This window comes from Roseibium sp. (assembly GCF_039982295.1).
Taxonomy (GTDB): Bacteria; Pseudomonadota; Alphaproteobacteria; order Rhizobiales; family Stappiaceae; genus Roseibium.
On the sequence record NZ_JBDWYP010000051.1, the window covers coordinates 1 to 17,369 of the forward strand.

General features: G+C 56.6%; 12 protein-coding genes. 8 read left to right on the forward strand and 4 right to left on the reverse strand.

Annotated features, from left to right (window positions below; genetic code table 11):
- Window positions 1-324: 324 nt before the first annotated feature.
- The 5 genes from ABJZ52_RS10325 (at window position 325) to ABJZ52_RS10345 (ending at window position 8,497) form a co-directional block, all read left to right on the forward strand.
- The gene (locus ABJZ52_RS10325) at window positions 325-1,335 is read left to right on the forward strand and encodes a metalloregulator ArsR/SmtB family transcription factor (protein ID WP_348187935.1); all 1,011 of its coding nucleotides are present in this window, start codon (window positions 325-327) and stop codon (window positions 1,333-1,335) included.
- Between the two features lie 2 nt (window positions 1,336-1,337).
- A complete protein-coding gene (gene metF, locus ABJZ52_RS10330) occupies window positions 1,338-2,252 on the forward strand; it encodes a methylenetetrahydrofolate reductase [NAD(P)H] (RefSeq protein WP_348187938.1) in 915 nt (304 codons plus the stop codon).
- Between the two features lie 21 nt (window positions 2,253-2,273).
- Entirely contained in the window at window positions 2,274-6,002 is a 3,729-nt protein-coding gene (gene metH / locus ABJZ52_RS10335) for a methionine synthase (protein ID WP_348187940.1), read from the forward strand.
- A 122-nt stretch (window positions 6,003-6,124) separates the two neighbouring features.
- The gene (locus ABJZ52_RS10340) at window positions 6,125-6,733 is read left to right on the forward strand and encodes an NAD(P)H-dependent oxidoreductase (protein ID WP_348187943.1); all 609 of its coding nucleotides are present in this window, start codon (window positions 6,125-6,127) and stop codon (window positions 6,731-6,733) included.
- 621 nt (window positions 6,734-7,354) lie between these two features.
- Complete coding sequence (locus ABJZ52_RS10345; RefSeq protein ID WP_348187946.1) at window positions 7,355-8,497, forward strand: DUF2336 domain-containing protein; 1,143 nt, start codon at window positions 7,355-7,357, stop codon at window positions 8,495-8,497.
- A gap of 16 nt (window positions 8,498-8,513) precedes the next feature.
- On the opposite strand, the gene ABJZ52_RS10350 is transcribed toward ABJZ52_RS10345, so the two are convergent.
- The gene (locus ABJZ52_RS10350) at window positions 8,514-9,134 is read right to left on the reverse strand and encodes a LysE family translocator (RefSeq protein ID WP_348187948.1); all 621 of its coding nucleotides are present in this window, start codon (window positions 9,132-9,134) and stop codon (window positions 8,514-8,516) included.
- A gap of 64 nt (window positions 9,135-9,198) precedes the next feature.
- Here ABJZ52_RS10350 and ABJZ52_RS10355 point away from each other — a divergent pair, with 64 nt between their 5' ends.
- On the forward strand, window positions 9,199-9,969 hold the full coding sequence (locus ABJZ52_RS10355) for an extensin family protein (protein ID WP_348200022.1): 771 nt from the start codon (window positions 9,199-9,201) through the stop codon (window positions 9,967-9,969).
- A gap of 111 nt (window positions 9,970-10,080) precedes the next feature.
- Here ABJZ52_RS10355 and ABJZ52_RS10360 read toward each other — a convergent pair whose 3' ends face one another.
- On the reverse strand, window positions 10,081-10,512 hold the full coding sequence (locus ABJZ52_RS10360) for a BA14K family protein (RefSeq protein WP_348187954.1): 432 nt from the start codon (window positions 10,510-10,512) through the stop codon (window positions 10,081-10,083).
- 207 nt (window positions 10,513-10,719) lie between these two features.
- Here ABJZ52_RS10360 and ABJZ52_RS10365 point away from each other — a divergent pair, with 207 nt between their 5' ends.
- A complete protein-coding gene (locus ABJZ52_RS10365) occupies window positions 10,720-11,514 on the forward strand; it encodes a HugZ family protein (protein ID WP_348187956.1) in 795 nt (264 codons plus the stop codon).
- An 8-nt stretch (window positions 11,515-11,522) separates the two neighbouring features.
- On the opposite strand, the gene ABJZ52_RS10370 is transcribed toward ABJZ52_RS10365, so the two are convergent.
- Entirely contained in the window at window positions 11,523-13,046 is a 1,524-nt protein-coding gene (locus tag ABJZ52_RS10370) for a methyl-accepting chemotaxis protein (RefSeq protein ID WP_348187959.1), read from the reverse strand.
- Here ABJZ52_RS10370 and ABJZ52_RS10375 point away from each other — a divergent pair.
- The gene (locus tag ABJZ52_RS10375) at window positions 13,017-13,457 is read left to right on the forward strand and encodes a hypothetical protein (RefSeq protein WP_348187962.1); all 441 of its coding nucleotides are present in this window, start codon (window positions 13,017-13,019) and stop codon (window positions 13,455-13,457) included. The two genes, ABJZ52_RS10370 and ABJZ52_RS10375, sit on opposite strands and share 30 nt — an antisense overlap.
- Before the next feature lie 217 nt (window positions 13,458-13,674).
- On the opposite strand, the gene ABJZ52_RS10380 is transcribed toward ABJZ52_RS10375, so the two are convergent.
- Window positions 13,675-17,259, reverse strand: coding sequence for a hydantoinase B/oxoprolinase family protein (locus ABJZ52_RS10380; protein WP_348187964.1), 3,585 nt, complete (start codon window positions 17,257-17,259; stop codon window positions 13,675-13,677).
- Between the last annotated feature and the right edge of the window lie 110 nt (window positions 17,260-17,369).

Genomic DNA, 17,369 nt, shown 5'->3' on the forward strand with positions numbered 1-17,369 from the left:
CAATCACCGGCGTCTTCTGGAGACCATAGGAAACATCCCTCCGGCTGAAGCGGAGGAACGATACTACGCCACGCAGGATCAACCGGCGGTGGCAGCATAACTTAAACCAAACAGCCTCCGGCAAACCCGGGGCGGTTCAAACCTTTTCTAGAGCCTTTTATGATCAAATTGCCTCGTGCTGCATCTAGGCGAGGTGGGTGCTTTTCTGTGTGCCTTGCGATGGGCGCGATCCATTGTTCCTTACACATGCTCTTGAATTAGGCGATTTTATCGTATAAAGATATCTTTATATCAAAACTTGATTTGGCAGACTTGGACGGCTTGATGATCGATCAGGACACTTTATCGGTTGAGGCGACGCTGGCATCGCTGCGTGCAGTGGGGGAGGCGACGCGTCTGCGCCTTGTTGCTTTGCTCGGGCAAAGTGAGTTGACCGTTAAGGACGCAACCGCGATCCTCGGTCAAAGTCAGCCCCGCATCTCCCGACATTTGAAATTGCTGGCGGAAGCTGGGCTGATCCTGCGATTTCCGGAAGGGTCCTGGGTTTACTATCGGCTGGCGGACGGACCCGCAGCGGATTTTGCGCGGGATCTGGTCAAACGGATCTCGGCGAGTGACCCAGTATTGACCGCAGACCGGGAGCGTTTCCAGGCGATCCGCAAAGCGAAGGCAGAAGAGGCTGCGGCCTATTTCGCCGAGAAAGCCGCTACCTGGGATACGGAGCGTTCTCTTCATGCAGCTGACAGCGACGTCGAACAGGCGCTGCTGGCGGCGCTCGGCGAGCGCCCATTCCAGAGCTTTCTGGATTTGGGAACCGGGACCGGACGGCTTTTGGAAGTGCTTTCAGACCGTTATGTGTCTGCGCTTGGAATTGATGCCTCTCATGACATGCTTTCCGTCGCCCGTGCCAATCTGGCGCGTGTGGGTCTGAGCAACGCTCAGGTTCGCCATGGCGACATCTATGCGCTGAATGTTCCTCCTCGGTCCTTTGACGTTGTGGCGATCCATCAAGTGCTGCACTTCCTTGACGACCCGGCGCGTGCGCTTGCGGAAGCTGCAAGAGCGCTGCGGCCTGGTGGTCGGCTGCTGATTATCGATTTTGCCCCGCATGAGCTTGAGTTTCTGAGGGAAACCCATGCGCATCGGCGCCTGGGTTTTGGCCATGACCAAATGAAGCGTTGGCTGGAAGCTCTGGATTTGGAGATGGAGCAGGTCACTGACTTGGCTCCCCAGTCCGACGAAAACACCAATTTGACTGTGACACTGTGGCTTGCCCGGGATCCGCGTATCGTGACGGACCTGCCGGTGGCCGACCCGACCCGAGAGGTTGCCTGAGCATGACACATACATTGACCAAACGGCGTTCGCGCCAGGCGAGCGTCGCGCCGATCACTGCGTCTTTCGAGTTCTTTCCGCCCAAGAACGAAAAGATGGCCGAGTCGCTCTGGACGACAGTTGAGCGTCTTGCCCCCCTTGCGCCGTCCTTCGTATCCGTGACCTATGGCGCGGGTGGATCAACGCGGGAACGGACACACAAGACGGTTGAGCGCATTCTGAATGAAACAGACGTGCTGCCGGCAGCGCATCTGACTTGTGTCGGTGCCTCCAAGGCCGAGGTCGACGCCATCATCCAGGATTACTGGGACATGGGCGTGCGTCATCTGGTTGGCCTGCGTGGTGATCCGCTTGAGGGCATCGGTGCAATCTACCGCCCGCATCCCGAAGGCTATGCCTATGCATCGGACCTTGTGGCCGGTATCAAGGCTATCGGCGACTTCGACGTATCCGTGTCCGGCTACCCGGAACGTCATCCCGAAAGCGCGGGCTGGGACGTTGAGATCGACAATCTGAAGCGTAAGGTGGATGCGGGCGCAGACCGGATCATCACCCAGTATTTCTTCGACAATGACCTGTTTGAGACCTATCTGGAACGGATTGCGAAGGCTGGCATCAGCATTCCTGTCATTCCAGGCATCGTGCCGATCCATAATTTTGAACAGACGATGGTGTTCTCAGCCAAATGCGGAACATCCATCCCTGACTGGCTGGCGCGGCGCTTTGCCGGTCTGCAGAATGATCCCGACACGCGCAAGCTCGTGGGAGCGGCGGTGGCTTGCGAGCAGGTCATGGACCTGGTCGACCGGGGTATTTCCGACTTCCATTTCTACACCATGAACCGCGCTGATCTGACGTATGCGATCTGCCACATGCTCGGCATGGGCAATCATGCTCCTGAACAACAGGCCGCCTGATCGGACCGGAAGGGTAATCTCGTGAAAAAGACTGATGTGTTTGATCGCCTGACCGAGGCAGCGGCTTCCCGTATTCTGGTCCTTGATGGTGCCATGGGCACAGAGATCCAGCAGCTGAAATTCGATGAAGCGGCCTATCGCGGTGCGCGCTTTGCCGACTGGCCTTCGGATGTAAAGGGTAACAACGATCTTCTGAGCCTGACCCAGCCGGATGCAATCCGGCAGATCCATGTTGACTATCTCAACGCGGGTGCGGATATCGTTGCAACCAACACGTTCTCCTCAACCACCATCGCCCAGGCCGACTATGGTATGGAAGAGCTCGCCTATGAGCTGAACGAAGTCAGTGCAAGGCTAGCACGCGAAGCATGCGATATCGTGGAAACACAGGACCCTTCGCGCAAACGCTACGTGGCGGGGGGGCTTGGGCCGACCAACCGGACCGCCTCGATCTCTCCGGACGTGAACAATCCGGGCTATCGGGCGGTGAGCTTTGATGATCTGCGTATCGCTTATGCCGAGGCCGTGCGCGGGTTGATTGCTGGCGGTGCAGACCTGATCCTCGTCGAGACGATTTTTGACACGCTCAACGCCAAGGCAGCGCTTTTTGCAATTGATGAAGTGTTTGACGAAGTCGGCAAAAAGCTGCCTGTCATGGTTTCTGGAACGATCACCGATTTGTCGGGACGTACCCTGTCTGGCCAGACGCCGGAAGCCTTCTGGAACTCGGTTTCTCACTCTGAACCACTGACCATCGGGCTCAACTGTGCGCTCGGTGCCAGGGAAATGCGGGCGCATGTGGCCGAACTCGGACGGGTTGCGGACACGCTGGTCTGTGCCTATCCGAACGCCGGTCTTCCCAATGAGTTCGGCGAATACGATGAAAGCCCGGAGCATATGGCCGGGTTGATCCGGGAGTTCGCAGAAGCGGAACTGGTCAATGTGGTAGGCGGCTGCTGCGGTACGACGCCTGCGCACATCAAGGCAATCGCCGAAGCTGTCGAGGGGCTGGCGCCTCGAGCGATTCCGGATGTGCCACGACACATGCGATTATCCGGCCTCGAGCCGTTCGTGGTTACGCCGGAAGTCAATTTCGTCAATGTGGGTGAGCGCACCAACGTTACCGGTTCGGCAAGGTTCCGCAAGCTGATCAAGAATGGTGACTACAATACTGCCCTTGATGTGGCCCGTGACCAGGTGGAGAACGGCGCTCAGATCATCGACGTCAACATGGATGAAGGGCTGCTCGATTCCGAGGAAGCCATGGTCACCTTCCTCAATCTGATTGCGGCGGAACCGGACATTGCGCGCGTTCCGATCATGATCGACAGTTCCAAGTGGACTGTGATTGAGGCCGGTTTGAAGTGCATTCAGGGCAAGGGTGTCGTCAATTCCATCTCCATGAAGGAAGGCGAAGAGGCTTTTATCGAGCAGGCAAAGCTCGTGCGCCGGTATGGTGCTGCGGTCGTGGTCATGGCGTTTGATGAACAAGGTCAGGCAGATACCTATGAGCGCAAGATCGAGATCTGCGAACGGTCCTACAAGATTCTGACCGAGAAGGTTGGCCTGCCGCCGGAAGACATCATCTTCGATCCGAACGTCTTTGCGGTTGCGACCGGCATTGAGGAGCACAACAACTACGGCAACGACTTCATCGAGGCGACCGGCTGGATCCGTCAGAATCTACCGCACGCACATGTTTCCGGCGGTGTCTCCAACCTGTCATTTTCATTCCGGGGAAATGAAGGCGTGCGCGAGGCCATGCACTCCGTGTTTCTCTATCATGCCATTGCCAAGGGCATGGACATGGGTATCGTCAACGCCGGACAGTTGGCGGTCTATGACAAGCTTGAGCCGGAACTACGCGAGTTGTGCGAGGACGTTGTCCTCAATCGTTCATCGGAAGCGACCGATAGGCTTCTCGATGCTGCCGAGCGCTGGAAAGGCGAGGGCGGCAAGAAGAAGGAAGCCGATCTGACCTGGCGGACCTGGGACGTTGCCAAGCGTCTTGAGCATGCGCTGGTGAACGGCATCGACGATTACGTTGTCGAAGACACAGAGGAAGCCCGCCAGAATTTCGACCGGCCGCTGCATGTGATCGAGGGGCCGTTGATGGACGGAATGAACGTGGTTGGAGACCTTTTCGGCTCGGGCCAGATGTTCTTGCCGCAGGTCGTCAAATCTGCTCGCGTCATGAAGAAGGCCGTCGCACATCTGATGCCCTTCATGGAGAAGGAAAAGGAAGAGAAGGGCCTAGAAGGTCATTCCTCCGCAGGCAAGATCCTGATGGCGACGGTGAAAGGCGATGTCCACGATATCGGCAAGAACATCGTCGGGGTTGTTCTCCAGTGTAACAACTTCGAGGTGATTGACCTTGGCGTGATGGTATCTGCCGCCAAGATCCTTGAAGCGGCGAAGGAAGAGAAAGTCGACATTGTCGGTCTCTCCGGGCTGATCACGCCTTCGCTCGATGAAATGTGTCATGTGGCTGCCGAACTGGAGCGTGAAGGGCTGGATGTTCCGCTGCTGATTGGTGGGGCGACGACCAGCCGTATTCACACGGCGGTCAAGATCCACCCGAACTACGAGCGTGGCCAGGCGATCTATGTGACCGATGCCGGCCGTGCGGTCGGTGTGGCTTCCCGGTTGATGAGCGAAGGCCAACGCGCGCCCTATTATGCCGAGGTTCGTGAGGAATACGTCAAGATCGCCGAGGATCACGCGAAGAGCCGAGGCGGCGCGAAGCGTGTTTCCATTGACGTAGCACGTGACAATCGCCTGCAGCCCGATTTCGTCGCCCATGCGCCGGTCAAGCCGTCGTTCCTTGGAACGAAGTCGTTTGACGCTTTCCCGCTTGAGGAGCTCGTGCCTGTCGTCGACTGGACGCCGTTTTTCTCTACTTGGGAAATCAAGGGACGGTATCCGGACGTTCTGACTGACAATCGCTATGGCCCTGCGGCCAAGGCGCTTTACGACGACGCCCGTCGCATGCTGGACGAGATCGTCGAGAAGAAACTTCTGACGGCACGTGGCGTGGCTGGCTTCTGGCCGGCAGCAAGTCGTGGGGACGATATCGTCCTCTTTGCAGATGATGAACGGTCACAGGTGCGAGCGACACTGTACAGTTTGCGTCAGCAGATGAGCCGCACGTCCGGTGGGCGGGCCAATGTCGCGCTGAGCGATTTCATTGCGCCTGAGGCGAGCGGGATTGCGGATTACATCGGTGGCTTCGCGGTGACTGCGGGGCATGGCGAAGAAGAGCTGGCCGCGCGCTATGCTCGTGAGAGTGACGACTATAACAAGATCCTCAGTCAGGCACTTGCCGATCGTCTTGCGGAAGCCTTCGCCGAGAAGCTGCATCAAATCGTACGCAAGGAGCTTTGGGGATATGCAGCCGGCGAGACTCTTTCAAATGAAGAGCTGATTGCAGAAAAATACCAAGGCATTCGCCCAGCACCGGGTTATCCTGCGCAGCCGGATCACACTGAGAAAGCGACTCTGTTCGATCTTCTCGAAGCGGAGAAAGCAACGGGTATTCGGCTTACGGAGAGCTTTGCGATGGCACCTGGATCTTCTGTCTCCGGGCTGTATTTTGCGCATCCGGAAAGCCACTATTTCGGCGTCGGCAAGATCGAACGTGATCAAATTGAAGACTATGCAATGCGCAAGGGATGGGATGTTGCTCTTGCCGAGCGCTGGTTGGCTCCGATCCTCAACTATGATCCGCGCCGGCTAGAAGCGGCTGAGTAGTCGCGGAGACTCGATGGATCGAACGCAATGTTCACCAATCCGGGCCTAGTGTGTCCGGATTGGTCACATTATTTCCAGGACGAAGCGGTGCATGGCACCTGCGCTAGTCCCTGGAGATACAAATGTCTGCAAATTCAAAGACAATCCTGAAGATCGATGCATCGGCGCGCAAGGAAGGGTCCATGACCCGCGAACTGGCCGATGAGCTCGTTGCACGCCTTGTCGAGGCTCGGCCGGAAGACAAAGTCATTACACGCGATGTGGCGGCCGGCCTGCCGTTTCTCGATGAGGCGTGGATCGGAGCAAATTTCACCGACGCCGCTGAACGCAGTGATGAGCAGAAGCAGACACTTTCGCTTTCGGACACGTTGATCGAAGAGCTGCGTAGCGCAGACGTTCTGGTCATTGGCGCGCCGATCTACAACTTCGGCGTTCCTGCAACGCTGAAGACCTGGATCGATCATATCGCCCGCGCACGCGAGACGTTCCGCTATTCCGAGGCGGGACCGGTTGGCCTGTTGGAGGGCAAGAAAGCCTATGTGATTGTGGCATCCGGTGGCACCAAAGCGGGGTCCGAGATTGACTTCGCAACAGGTTACATCAAACACGTGCTTGGCTTTGTCGGCATTACGGATGTGACGATGATCGCAGCCGATCAGCTGATGGAGAATGCCGCCGACAAGCGCGCCTTAGCGTTGGGCGAGGTGCGCGAAGCAGCGGCTGCTGCCTGATCGCAAGTGATCAGAAACGTTGCCGTTCAAGGCTGGCGCTTTTGTGAGATCAATAAAAAAGGCAGTGACGGGTTTTCCGTCACTGCCTTTTTTGAAAACTTCACGCCACTTTTTACTGAGAAACAGTTTCTGGCTCAGGTGGCTTTTGATGTGACCGCTGTCAAACGATCCCCAGCACGATCGCGCCCAAGAACGCGAATGCGACGAAGAATGCGAGCATGTTTATATTGCGTGTCAAGGTCATGTTGGCCTCCCAATAACCGCTCCAACCCGACGCCGATAGTAGGCTAATGCAAGGTTAACGCGAAAGCAAAAAAGTTGCTGCACTGCAATGTGCACACGTTTTTGGTGTTTACAGTTGTATCAGGGATTTGATTTTCTCTTTGAATTCAGTTTCTTAATGCTCATACTTGCCGTGTGAATATCTGATGACGGAATTTTTTCCGGAAATATTCATTGTGAAATGCACATGTCGTTTTCAGAATTCGACTTCGTTCTTTTTATCATTGTTATTTTTAATTATTATTCATCTTCAGTGGGGTATGAATCCTTAAGGTAGTCTATTGTTAAATATAAGATGTTAGGCATTTTAGTGGAAGTCAGCCGAACGAGAGGGTGCGGATGCTGAGCTTAAGCAAGCTGGCGGAACTTGCCAAGGATGGCAGCAAAGGCGGGCGAAAGAGTCTGATCAGTGCATTGATCGACCTCTTTGTTTCGCCTGAACGCGAGCATGCCGAGCAGGTCAGCATCATGTTTGGCGAGATCGTGATGAGCGTTCTCGACCAGCTTGAGGAAGAAACGCGGATGGCACTGGCCCAAAGGGTGGGTACGTTGCCTACGGCGCCTCATGACCTTGTCGTCAAACTGGCGGGCGATGATTTCAAGATTGCTGAGCCGGTCCTGAAGGAGTCTCCGCTTTTGAATGCTGAGGAGCTGGAAGCTATTGCACTCGGCGGCTCGATGGAACACCTCGAGGCGATTGCGGAACGAGATGTCCTGGATGAAAAAGTGACCAACGTTCTGGTGGATCGCGGCAATCGCAAGATCCTGGAGAGCGTGGCAAACAACGAAAACGCCCGGATGGCTGACCAGACCTTCCTGAGGCTCGTTGAGAAGGCCAGAGCATGTCCCGAAATTCAGGAAGCGCTCATCCAGCGTAAAGACATGCCGGCCGAGTCTGCAAATTGTCTTCTGAGTTTCCTCAGTGCAGAGTTGATGGAAAGGGTCAAGGCGCTCGGTGGTGACAATGTCCTCGCCGAAGTGATGGCGGAACGCGCTGCCGAAGAAGTGAAGGCGCGCGCCAGCCGCCTGGAGGCCAGCCGGAACGAGGCGGCAGAAATCATCGATGATGTTGCCAGCAAGAAGAAGACCCTGGACGAGGCCGTTTCCCAGTTCGCTCGTTCGGATCGGGCTGCGGAGCTTGGTATTCTCCTTGCCAAAGTTGGCGAACTTCCAGCTGCTGCAGTGTCACGGCTGATCTATAGCCCGTCGGACAAGCCGCTCATCATTCTTTGCAAGGCCCTTTCGGTATCGGATGCGGCCTTTAAGGACATTCTGACCATGCGGGCGAGAAAGCTTCAAAGCGGCGGCCTTGAGCTCAACGACGCAATCAATCGTTACGCGGCCGCGTCTGTCGCCGGTGCAAAGCAATCTCTGGAAGCGATCCGGGCGACCGGAGAAAACATGGCCAAGAAAGACGAGCCAGAAGTTGTTCAGGAGCGCGGGGCCTTCATGCGCAGCAAGAAAAAGCCGAAGGCGGACTAATCTACCAGCTCTTTTCTTAGTTGCGCTGCAGGCTTGCGGTCATCGCTGCCGCCGACATCAAGAACCCACCACCGACGCGATTGACCACGCGAAGGAACGACGGTGACCTCATCCGATTGCCGACCGCCGAGGCAGCGAGCGCGTATATGGCCGCGTTGAGGACGCCAAGCACCACAAAAGTTGCGCCGAGGAGGAGCAACTGCGGCGCGACCGCTGCATCAGGGGCGATGAAGTGGGGCAAAAAGGCCATGAAGAAAATGATGCCCTTCGGATTCAAGGCTGTCACCACGTAGGCATGCAGGAAGACCTTGCGTGCTGGTGCTTCAGCGACCTGATGCGGTTCCAGTGCCTGGGGGCGGTTGCGCCACATCTTGATGCCGATCCAGAACAGATAGATGGCGCCGACCCACTTCAGAATATCGAACAGATAAGCCGATGTCGCCAGGATCGCACCAAGTCCGAGAAGGGACGCGGTTGCAGCTGTTGCGTCACCAAGACCGACACCCAACACACTGGCGGAGGCGGACTTGCGTCCTTGCGCCAGAGCGTAGCTTACTACGAGCATGATGGTGGGCCCTGGAATTGCCAAAACGATCAGCGTCGCGATGACGTAAGCCGAATAAAGTTCGAGTGTCATGGTCGAAAAGCTCCGCGAAGTGGTTCACTGTCGTAAAGACTAGCGCCTTTAGCCCAAGGAGAGAATGGTGAATTCCGCTATGCTGCGTCGAAGCGAACGATTGCATGAGCTATGGCAAAGCGTTTGGTTTCTGGGGGGACTCTTCTTTGCTGCTCACGTTTGTGCGGCGACAGGGTCTGAGATCGAAGCTCCGGTTCCCATTGCCAAACCATTTATGTCGACAGAGGCAGATGACAAACTCGCTCAAGTTCCAACTGCGAAGACAGAAAACAAGGTCAAGAGTGTTGCGAACCAGGCCGCTTGCGAGATTGAGCTTGCTGAGGTCGAGCGTGTCGAGAGCATTGTAGGTGACAATGGCTGTGGCGTTCCGGAGGCGGTCATTTTGAATGCAGTCACCGGTTCTTCGCCAGTCAGTTTGTTGCCGCCGCCCACGGTTGGTTGCGCCTTTGCCGACAAGTTTGCAGAGTTCCTTTCCGGGCCGGCTGTGAAGAAAGCGGGCGAGGAAATTGGAAGCGATCTTAAGGGGCTCAGGGTCGGTCCGGGATATGTTTGCCGTCGCCGGAACAATCTTCCTGACGGGAAATTGTCAGAACATGCGAGGGGCAAGGCACTGGATATCACCACCTTCGTCTTTGCAAATGACGTGGAGGCTTCTGTTTCGGAGGATTGGGGAAAGGATACGCCTGAGGGGCGGGCGCTGAAGCATCTTCATTCTGGTGCTTGTGAAGTCTTCACCACGGTTTTGGGGCCGGATGCGGACCCTAATCACCGTGCACATTTCCATGTTGATACCGGATGTCACGGTCGGGACTGCAGCTACCTGATCTGCCAGTAGGGCTGTCTGAGCGCTGCGCACAAGAGCCCACCGGAAGACCGGCAGGCCCTTGCTTCTGTCAGGGCTGGCGGGGTGGGACCTGCCAGTCTCAGATATCGGGCCGAGATCTGATCACTGACAGAATTTCTGTTCGCCGCGATAGGTTGTGTATGTTCCCGTGGACGGTTGGAAAGAACGGAACTTGTTGGAGCAATAGCGGTACCAGGCCGGGCTCCAGGGCTGAAGGCCATAGCCAGCTCCATGAACACGTCCAGGAGCCGGTGCTGGTGGGTAATAGGTTTGGGCGGGAGCGGCATAGCTGCGCTGACTGGTCGCGCCGAGGATGATGGCGCCTGCGGCCAGACCGATGATGCCCGCTGCGACGGCTGCGCCGGCGTTATTGTTGTGCTTCTTTGGTGCATGCCCGCGATGAGGACGATGATGACCGTGGCCGCCATGGTGCTTGTGCCACCCCTTACGAGGGCCGGCCTCAGCCATGGAAATTGCCGGCAACAGCATGGCACCGGAAAGGGCAACTGCGAGAATGCGCTTGGTCTTGGTCATGTCATGCTCCTTCGTCTTCTGGGCGGCGCCTTGGCGTCTTTGCCGTGCGCCTCTTGATCTGATGGAGGCACTATGACGTGCGGCCACTGAACCGGTTCTGAGACTGGCATTCATCTTCCGTTCAGGTTTGAAGACTGGGACGTTTCGCTCATCGCCCGGTCAGGATATCAAGGGACTGAGGGAGATTCGGCGCGCAGGAGAATGGACATGGCCACGAAACCAGGCGGCAAGAAGAAAGACGTGCTCAGGGAAACCGACGATGAGGCGAGGCGGCTTGCCAAAGACTTGATGCGCAAGGCGCGTTTCGGTGCGATTGCGGCTCTCGAGCCTGAGTGTGGTCATCCCCTGGCAAGTCGTGTTGCTGTTGCAAACGACATGGATGGGGCACCTTGCATTTTGATCTCGACGCTGTCCGGGCATACCTCAGCGTTGCATGCGGACGCGCGCTGTTCTCTTCTGCTTGGAGAGCCCGGAAAGGGTGATCCGCTTGCACACCCCCGCATAAGCCTGTTTTGCAGAGCTGAACGCCTCGAGAGGGAGAGTGTGGATCATGAGCGGGTGCGCCGTCGTTATTTGGCACGTCATCCGAAAGCCGCGCTCTATGTTGATTTCGGCGACTTTGCCTTCTTCAAACTGAAGGTCGAGCGAGCGAGCTTGAACGGTGGCTTCGCCAAGGCCTATGCCCTGAATAAGGACGACCTGGTCTTGCCCCAAGAGAGTTGGTCCGATCTTGCCGGTGCTGAAGAGGGGGCAGTTGGCCACATGAATGAGGACCACGGTGACGCCATCAAGCTCTATGCCGAAGTTCTCTTAAGGCAGCCGGAAGCCAATTGGACACTCGCGAGCCTTGATCCGGAGGGTATGGATCTGCAGGCTGGCGACCGCACCGCAAGACTTTGGTTTGACGAGCCGCTTGCCAATATGGCAGCGCTTCGGCCGGTTCTCGTGACCCTGGCAAAATCTGCGCGGGCGCTGCAGGAGGCCGCCGTGACGACCTCCTGATGAACTCGTCAGGCAGCCCGGATTGTCGTCAGGAAGTCGCCAAGTTCCTCGTTCAGCGTATCCGATTGATGGGAGAGGTTGGCCACCGTCGAGCGGACCTGTTCGGCACTTGCGCTGGATTGGTTCGCTGCTTTGCTGACATCGGTGATGTTGACCGAAATATCTTCGCTGCCGGCTGCCACACCATTGGTGTTGCGAGCGATCTCGTCAGTCACCGCATTTTGCTCTTCGACGGCGGAGGCAATGCCGGTGACCTGCTGGTCGATGTTGGAGATGGCCGTCACGACTGTCTGGATGGACTTGAATGTGTTTTCTGAGCCGCTTTGGAGTTGGGTCACCAGTTCGCTGATATCCTCTGTCGCTCTGCCGGTTTGAGTGGCAAGGGCTTTGACCTCTGCGGCGACGACGGCAAAGCCCTTGCCGTACTCTCCGGCTCTGGCTGCCTCGATCGTCGCGTTCAGAGCCAGCAGGTTGGTCTGTTCGGCAATGTCATTGATGAGTTTCACCACGTCGCCAATTCTCTGGGCAGCTTCCGATAGGCTTGTAACCGATGCGGTCGATGCCTCCGCCTTCTCCCGCGTGACGGTTGTCTCGCTCATGGCCTGAGAGACTTGCCTGCTGATCTCCTGAACCGAAGAGGACAGTTCTTCGGTGGCCGAGGCAACGGTCTGGATGTTGGTTGATGCTTCATTGGCGGCTGCCGCGACTGTGTTGGCGCGTTCTGAAGTCTGGATTGATGTGGCAGACAAAGAGTTTGCGGTTCCTTCAAGTTCGTGAACCGCAACCGAGATTTCATCAGAGACACTCTTCACCGTCCGTTCCAGCTCGTCCGCCAGACGCATGGTGGCCTCGCGTTTTTCGAGGACGATTCGCTCCTCCTCTTCCTTCGCCTCCAGACGCAAACGTTCGATTTCGATCATGGTCGCCTTGAACTTCTCGAATGCCTCTGCAACCTGCCCGATCTCATCCCGGCTCTTGACCTGGACGCTGGCGCTCGTATCACCCTGCGCCAGACTGGCGAGAGCCGACGCGACCGAGCGTAGCGGCCGGGCTATGCCGACTGCGGCGAAAACATAGGCAATGATGGCACCGAGGAGGGTCGAGAAGATTGAAAGGATGGCAAGTTGCTTTACGCCTTCCTTCTCATGAGCAAGCGCGGTGCGGGCCGACACGCTCGTGGAGTTTTCCAGTTCCTCCAGCAGGTTCACCAGGGCATGATCCAGGTTTTCTTCCTCGATCTCAATCTTGCGGGCCATGAGGCTGGCTTTCTCGAGATCTCCCGTCTCGACTACCTCGATGATCTCTTCCACATGCTCTTCGAACAAGGCGTGCTCGACTTCGATGGCTTTCAGCTTTGAAAGCACAGATCTGAATTTCTCGCGATCCTTTGAAGCCTTTGAGTTTTCAAGGGCGCGTTCGGCGAGGTGTTCACTCTCAATGATCTCCTGATCCACTTGTCTGGCGAGGCGCCTGAACTCTTCTTCCGTATGAAGGAGAGCTGCGTGGTCCCTGTTGTCCTTGATGCCGGCCATCCGCAGCATCCGCTCCAGCAATACGGCCTGCTGGAGCTGGTGGGATGTCACGGCGCTGACCGTTTTGGTCAAAGGGATGTCATTTTCGGAAATCGAGCTCAGTTCCTGGCCGATGTTGTTCATCTGAACAATACCGATCGTGGCAACGGCGAATGTTGCAGCACTGACGAGCCCAACCAGGGTAAGAATTTTGGTGGAAACGGTGCGAAGTTGAAAAATGCGCATCTGTTCAAAGCCTTCTCGCACGAGAATTTGAAGTCGAAAGTTTCGCGCAAGGTAGAGATTGAATTATTTACAACTGATGAAATTAACATTGACAAATATATCAATCACATATGTATTTTTGTTAAAGTTTTGAGACGTTTTAAAGTTTCCTATGGTTACTTTTGTATAATTCTCTGGATTCTGTAGTTTAATTTCGTTATTTTGCGATAATTTATTTGAGTTTGTTTGATCTGAGTTTATTTTTTTGTAAATTATATTTATTATATTTCATTTTATCTATGATTATTGTTTTTTATTTGGTTTTTTCAGTAATTTCGAGGGACTGATGAAGATTCAGACGCAAATCTGCTACAATTTAATGCATACAGAATTGCGCCTGATTTGGTGCGCTGCACCGTTGCGGTTAGACCTTGCCCCAGCCGCCGGCCGTCGGGGTGATGACCGTTACGGCTTCGCCGACTTCAAGAACGGTTTGGTCGCAGCCCTCGAGCTTTTCAACCTTGCCGTCCAGGCGCCGGACTTCGGTGCTGCCCAACTCGCCGTTGTCACCGCCGGCCATGCCCTTCGGCTCGATCGTGCGATGTGAGGCGAGGATCGCGCAGTCCATCTTCTCCAGGAAGCGCAGGGTTCGCTTGGTGCCGTCACCAGCTGACCATTTGCCCCTGCCGCCCGAGCCCTTGCGGATGTGGAAGTCCTCCAGCAACACGGGGAAGCGGAATTCCAGAACTTCCGGATCTGTCAGGCGCGAATTGGTCATGTGAACATGGACGCCGTCGGTGCCATTGAAACCGGGGCCTGCCGGAGAACCGGAGCAGATGGTCTCATAGTACTGGTAGGTGTCGTTGCCAAAGGTCAGATTGTTCATCGTACCCTGGCTGTTCGACATGGCACCAAGGGCCGCAAACAGCGCATTGGTGACATGCTGGGAGGTCTCCACGTTGCCGGCAACCACAGCAGCCGGATAGGAGGGACGCAGCATGCAGTCGTCCGGCAGGACGATGTTGATCGGCTTCAGGCAGCCGGCGTTCATCGGAATGTCGCCTTCCACCATAACGCGGAAGCAGTAAAGAACTGCGGCGCGGGTGACAGGTTCCGGCGCGTTGAAGTTGTTCGGTTTCACAGGCGATGTACCGGTGAAATCAACCGTCGCTTCGCGGCTTTCCTTGTCGACCGTGATCTTGACCTTGATCGTTGAGCCCTGATCCGTCGGATACTCGTACTCGCTGTCGGTCAGTGCGGAAATCACGCGCCGAACGCTTTCTTCGGCATTGTCCTGCACGTGGTTCATATAGGCTTGAACGACATCCAGGCCGAAATGGCCGACCATCTTGCGCAGTTCCTGCGTGCCTTTCTCGTTGGCCGCGATTTGCGCCTTGAGGTCGGCCACATTCTGATGAGGGTTACGCGCCGGATACTTGTGGTCTGTCAGGAGGTGCACCAACTCCTCTTCACAGAAATGGCCCTCATCGACGATCTTGAAGTTGTCAAAGAGCACACCTTCCTCGTCGACGGTCGTGGCGCGCGGGGTCATTGACCCGGGGGCCGAGCCGCCCACATCCGCATGGTGACCGCGAGAAGCTGACCAGAACAGGATCTCCTTGCCGTTGTCGTCAAAGACCGGTGAGACAACAGTGATGTCCGGCAGGTGCGTTCCGCCATTGTAGGGGGCGTTCAGGGCAAAGACATCGCCCGGCTTGATCTTGCCTTTGTTGAGCTTGATCACGGTTTCTACTGAGCGGTCCATGGAACCCAGATGCACCGGCATGTGCGGCGCATTGGCAACAAGGGCACCAGAGGCGTCAAAGACGGCGCAGGAGAAATCCAGACGTTCCTTGATGTTCACCGAATAAGCGGTGTTCTGCAGTGTCACGCCCATTTGTTCGGCAATGGACATGAAGAGGTTGTTGAAGACCTCAAGCATGACGGGATCAGCATGGGTGCCAATGGCGTCGGTGCGATCGAGCGGAACCACGCGGTTGAGGATCACGTGATCCTTGGCGTTGATTTCAGCTTCCCAGCCTGGTTCGACCACGATGGTTGCATGCGGTTCCATGATCAGGGCCGGACCGGCGACACGGATGCCTGGCTTCAGCACGTCACGGGAGTAGATGCTGGCATCGTGCCATGCGCCCTCGGAGAAGAAACGCGTGGTCTTGGTGGCTGCGACATCGCCTGAAGCCAGGGTGTTGTCCGGCTCGGCGATCCCTGCGCCGCCGCCGAAGGTTTCCACTTCAAGGGCTTCCACGACCACCGGCTTTTCCTCATAGGCAAAGCCGAACTGCTTCTTGTGAGAGACTTCGAATGCAGCACGCATCTCGGCTACGCCGCTAAGCGCAACGGGAAGAGGCGTATCTGTTCCATCATAGCGCAGGTGCGCAATAGCGCGGGTCTCGCGGGTGTCAGCACTGATGCTTTGTGCTTCAAGCTCAGCCTCGGTCAGAGCAGCGAGTTCATCGCGCAGTTTGCCAAGTTCAGGGATCAGTGCGTCATCCAGCGTCTTGACCACCGCCTGTTGACGGTTGGCGCGAATATCCGCCAGACCCATGCCATAGGCCGAGAGAATGCCGGAAAACGGATGCAGAATAACCGTTTTCATTCCGAGGCTGTCGGCAACGCGGCAGCCAGCCTGTCCACCGGCTCCACCGAAGCAGGTGAGGGCGTATTCGGTGACATCATAGCCGCGCTGGACCGAGATCTTCTTGATCGCATTGGCCATGTTCTCGACCGCAATCTTCAGGAAGCCGTCGGCGACATCCTCAGGTGTGCGGCCGCCGCCGATTTCCAAGGCCATGGCGGTGAATTTCGATGTGACCGCATTCTCGTCCAGCGGCTCGTCCCGGTTCGGCCCGAAGATCTTCGGGAAAAACTCAGGCGCAAGCTTGCCGGTCATCAGGTTGGCATCGGTGACGGTGAGGGGGCCGCCGCGGCGATAGCAGGCAGGGCCAGGATTGGCACCTGCGCTGTCCGGACCGACCTGGAAGCGACCGTCCTTGTAATGCAGGATCGAGCCGCCACCGGCGGCCACCGTGTGGATCATCATCATCGGTGCGCGCATGCGTACGCCTGCAACTTCAGTCTCAAAGGCACGCTCATAGTCGCCATCGTAGTGGCAAACGTCGGTCGAGGTGCCGCCCATGTCGAAGCCGATGATCTTGTCGAAGCCGGCCATGCGTGAGGTTTCAACCGCGCCGACGACGCCTCCGGCCGGGCCGGACAGGATCGCGTCCTTGCCCTGGAAAAGATCTGCTGCGGTGAGACCTCCGGACGACTGCATGAACATGAGGCGTGGGCCTTCGCCAAGTTCGTCTTGAACCTGCTTCACGTAACGCCGCAGGATCGGCGACAGATAGGCATCGACAACTGTCGTATCGCCACGGCCGACCAGCTTCATGAGCGGCGAGACCTTGTGGGAAATGGAGATCTGCGGGAACCCTATGTCACGGGCAATTGCGGCCAGCGTCACTTCATGGTCGGGGAAAGCGTAGGCGTGCATCAGGACAATCGCGATGGAACGGATGCCATCGTCGAAGGCTGACTGCATCTGCATGCGGGCACTGTTTTCATCCAGAGGAGTCTCTGATGTTCCGTCCGCTCTTACGCGCTCCGTGATCTCATAAACCTTTTCGTAGAGAAGCTCGGGCTTGATGATTTCCTTGGCGAAGATGTCCGGGCGGGCCTGATAGCCGATTTCCAGCGCATCGCGGAAACCCTTGGTGATGAACAACGCCGTGCGTTCACCCTTTCGCTCGAGCAACGCGTTCGTGGCAACGGTCGTGCCCATTTTGACCGTGGCGATCTGCTCTGCCGGAATAGGCGCTCCGGTTGCGATGCCCATGAGTTCGCGAATGCCCTGGATCGCAGCGTCGCGATAGGCTTCCGGGTTTTCAGACAGAACCTTGTGCGGATGGATGCTGCCATCAGGCGCGCGGCCGACGATGTCGGTAAAGGTGCCGCCGCGATCAACCCAGAAATCCCACTTGGCCGTCATCTTGAAAACCCTCTTGTTATTTCCGGACGCCTTTTGATCCGGTTTTTGAAAGTGATGAATTTGAGCCTAGAACAACGATGACAAAATGTCGATAAATTATCGATGTAAAT

What these genes read in the sequence shown, in the direction of transcription:
- ABJZ52_RS10380 (WP_348187964.1), bottom strand. Translation starts at nt 17,259, where the DNA reads ATGACGGCCAAGTGGGATTTCTGGGTTGATCGCGGCGGCACCTTTACC.
- metF (WP_348187938.1), top strand. Translation starts at nt 1,338, where the DNA reads ATGACACATACATTGACCAAACGGCGTTCGCGCCAGGCGAGCGTCGCG.
- ABJZ52_RS10365 (WP_348187956.1), top strand. Translation starts at nt 10,720, where the DNA reads ATGGCCACGAAACCAGGCGGCAAGAAGAAAGACGTGCTCAGGGAAACC.
- ABJZ52_RS10345 (WP_348187946.1), top strand. Translation starts at nt 7,355, where the DNA reads ATGCTGAGCTTAAGCAAGCTGGCGGAACTTGCCAAGGATGGCAGCAAA.
- ABJZ52_RS10350 (WP_348187948.1), bottom strand. Translation starts at nt 9,134, where the DNA reads ATGACACTCGAACTTTATTCGGCTTACGTCATCGCGACGCTGATCGTT.
- ABJZ52_RS10360 (WP_348187954.1), bottom strand. Translation starts at nt 10,512, where the DNA reads ATGACCAAGACCAAGCGCATTCTCGCAGTTGCCCTTTCCGGTGCCATG.
- ABJZ52_RS10355 (WP_348200022.1), top strand. Translation starts at nt 9,199, where the DNA reads ATGGTGAATTCCGCTATGCTGCGTCGAAGCGAACGATTGCATGAGCTA.
- ABJZ52_RS10325 (WP_348187935.1), top strand. Translation starts at nt 325, where the DNA reads ATGATCGATCAGGACACTTTATCGGTTGAGGCGACGCTGGCATCGCTG.
- ABJZ52_RS10370 (WP_348187959.1), bottom strand. Translation starts at nt 13,046, where the DNA reads ATGGCCGGCATCAAGGACAACAGGGACCACGCAGCTCTCCTTCATACG.
- ABJZ52_RS10340 (WP_348187943.1), top strand. Translation starts at nt 6,125, where the DNA reads ATGTCTGCAAATTCAAAGACAATCCTGAAGATCGATGCATCGGCGCGC.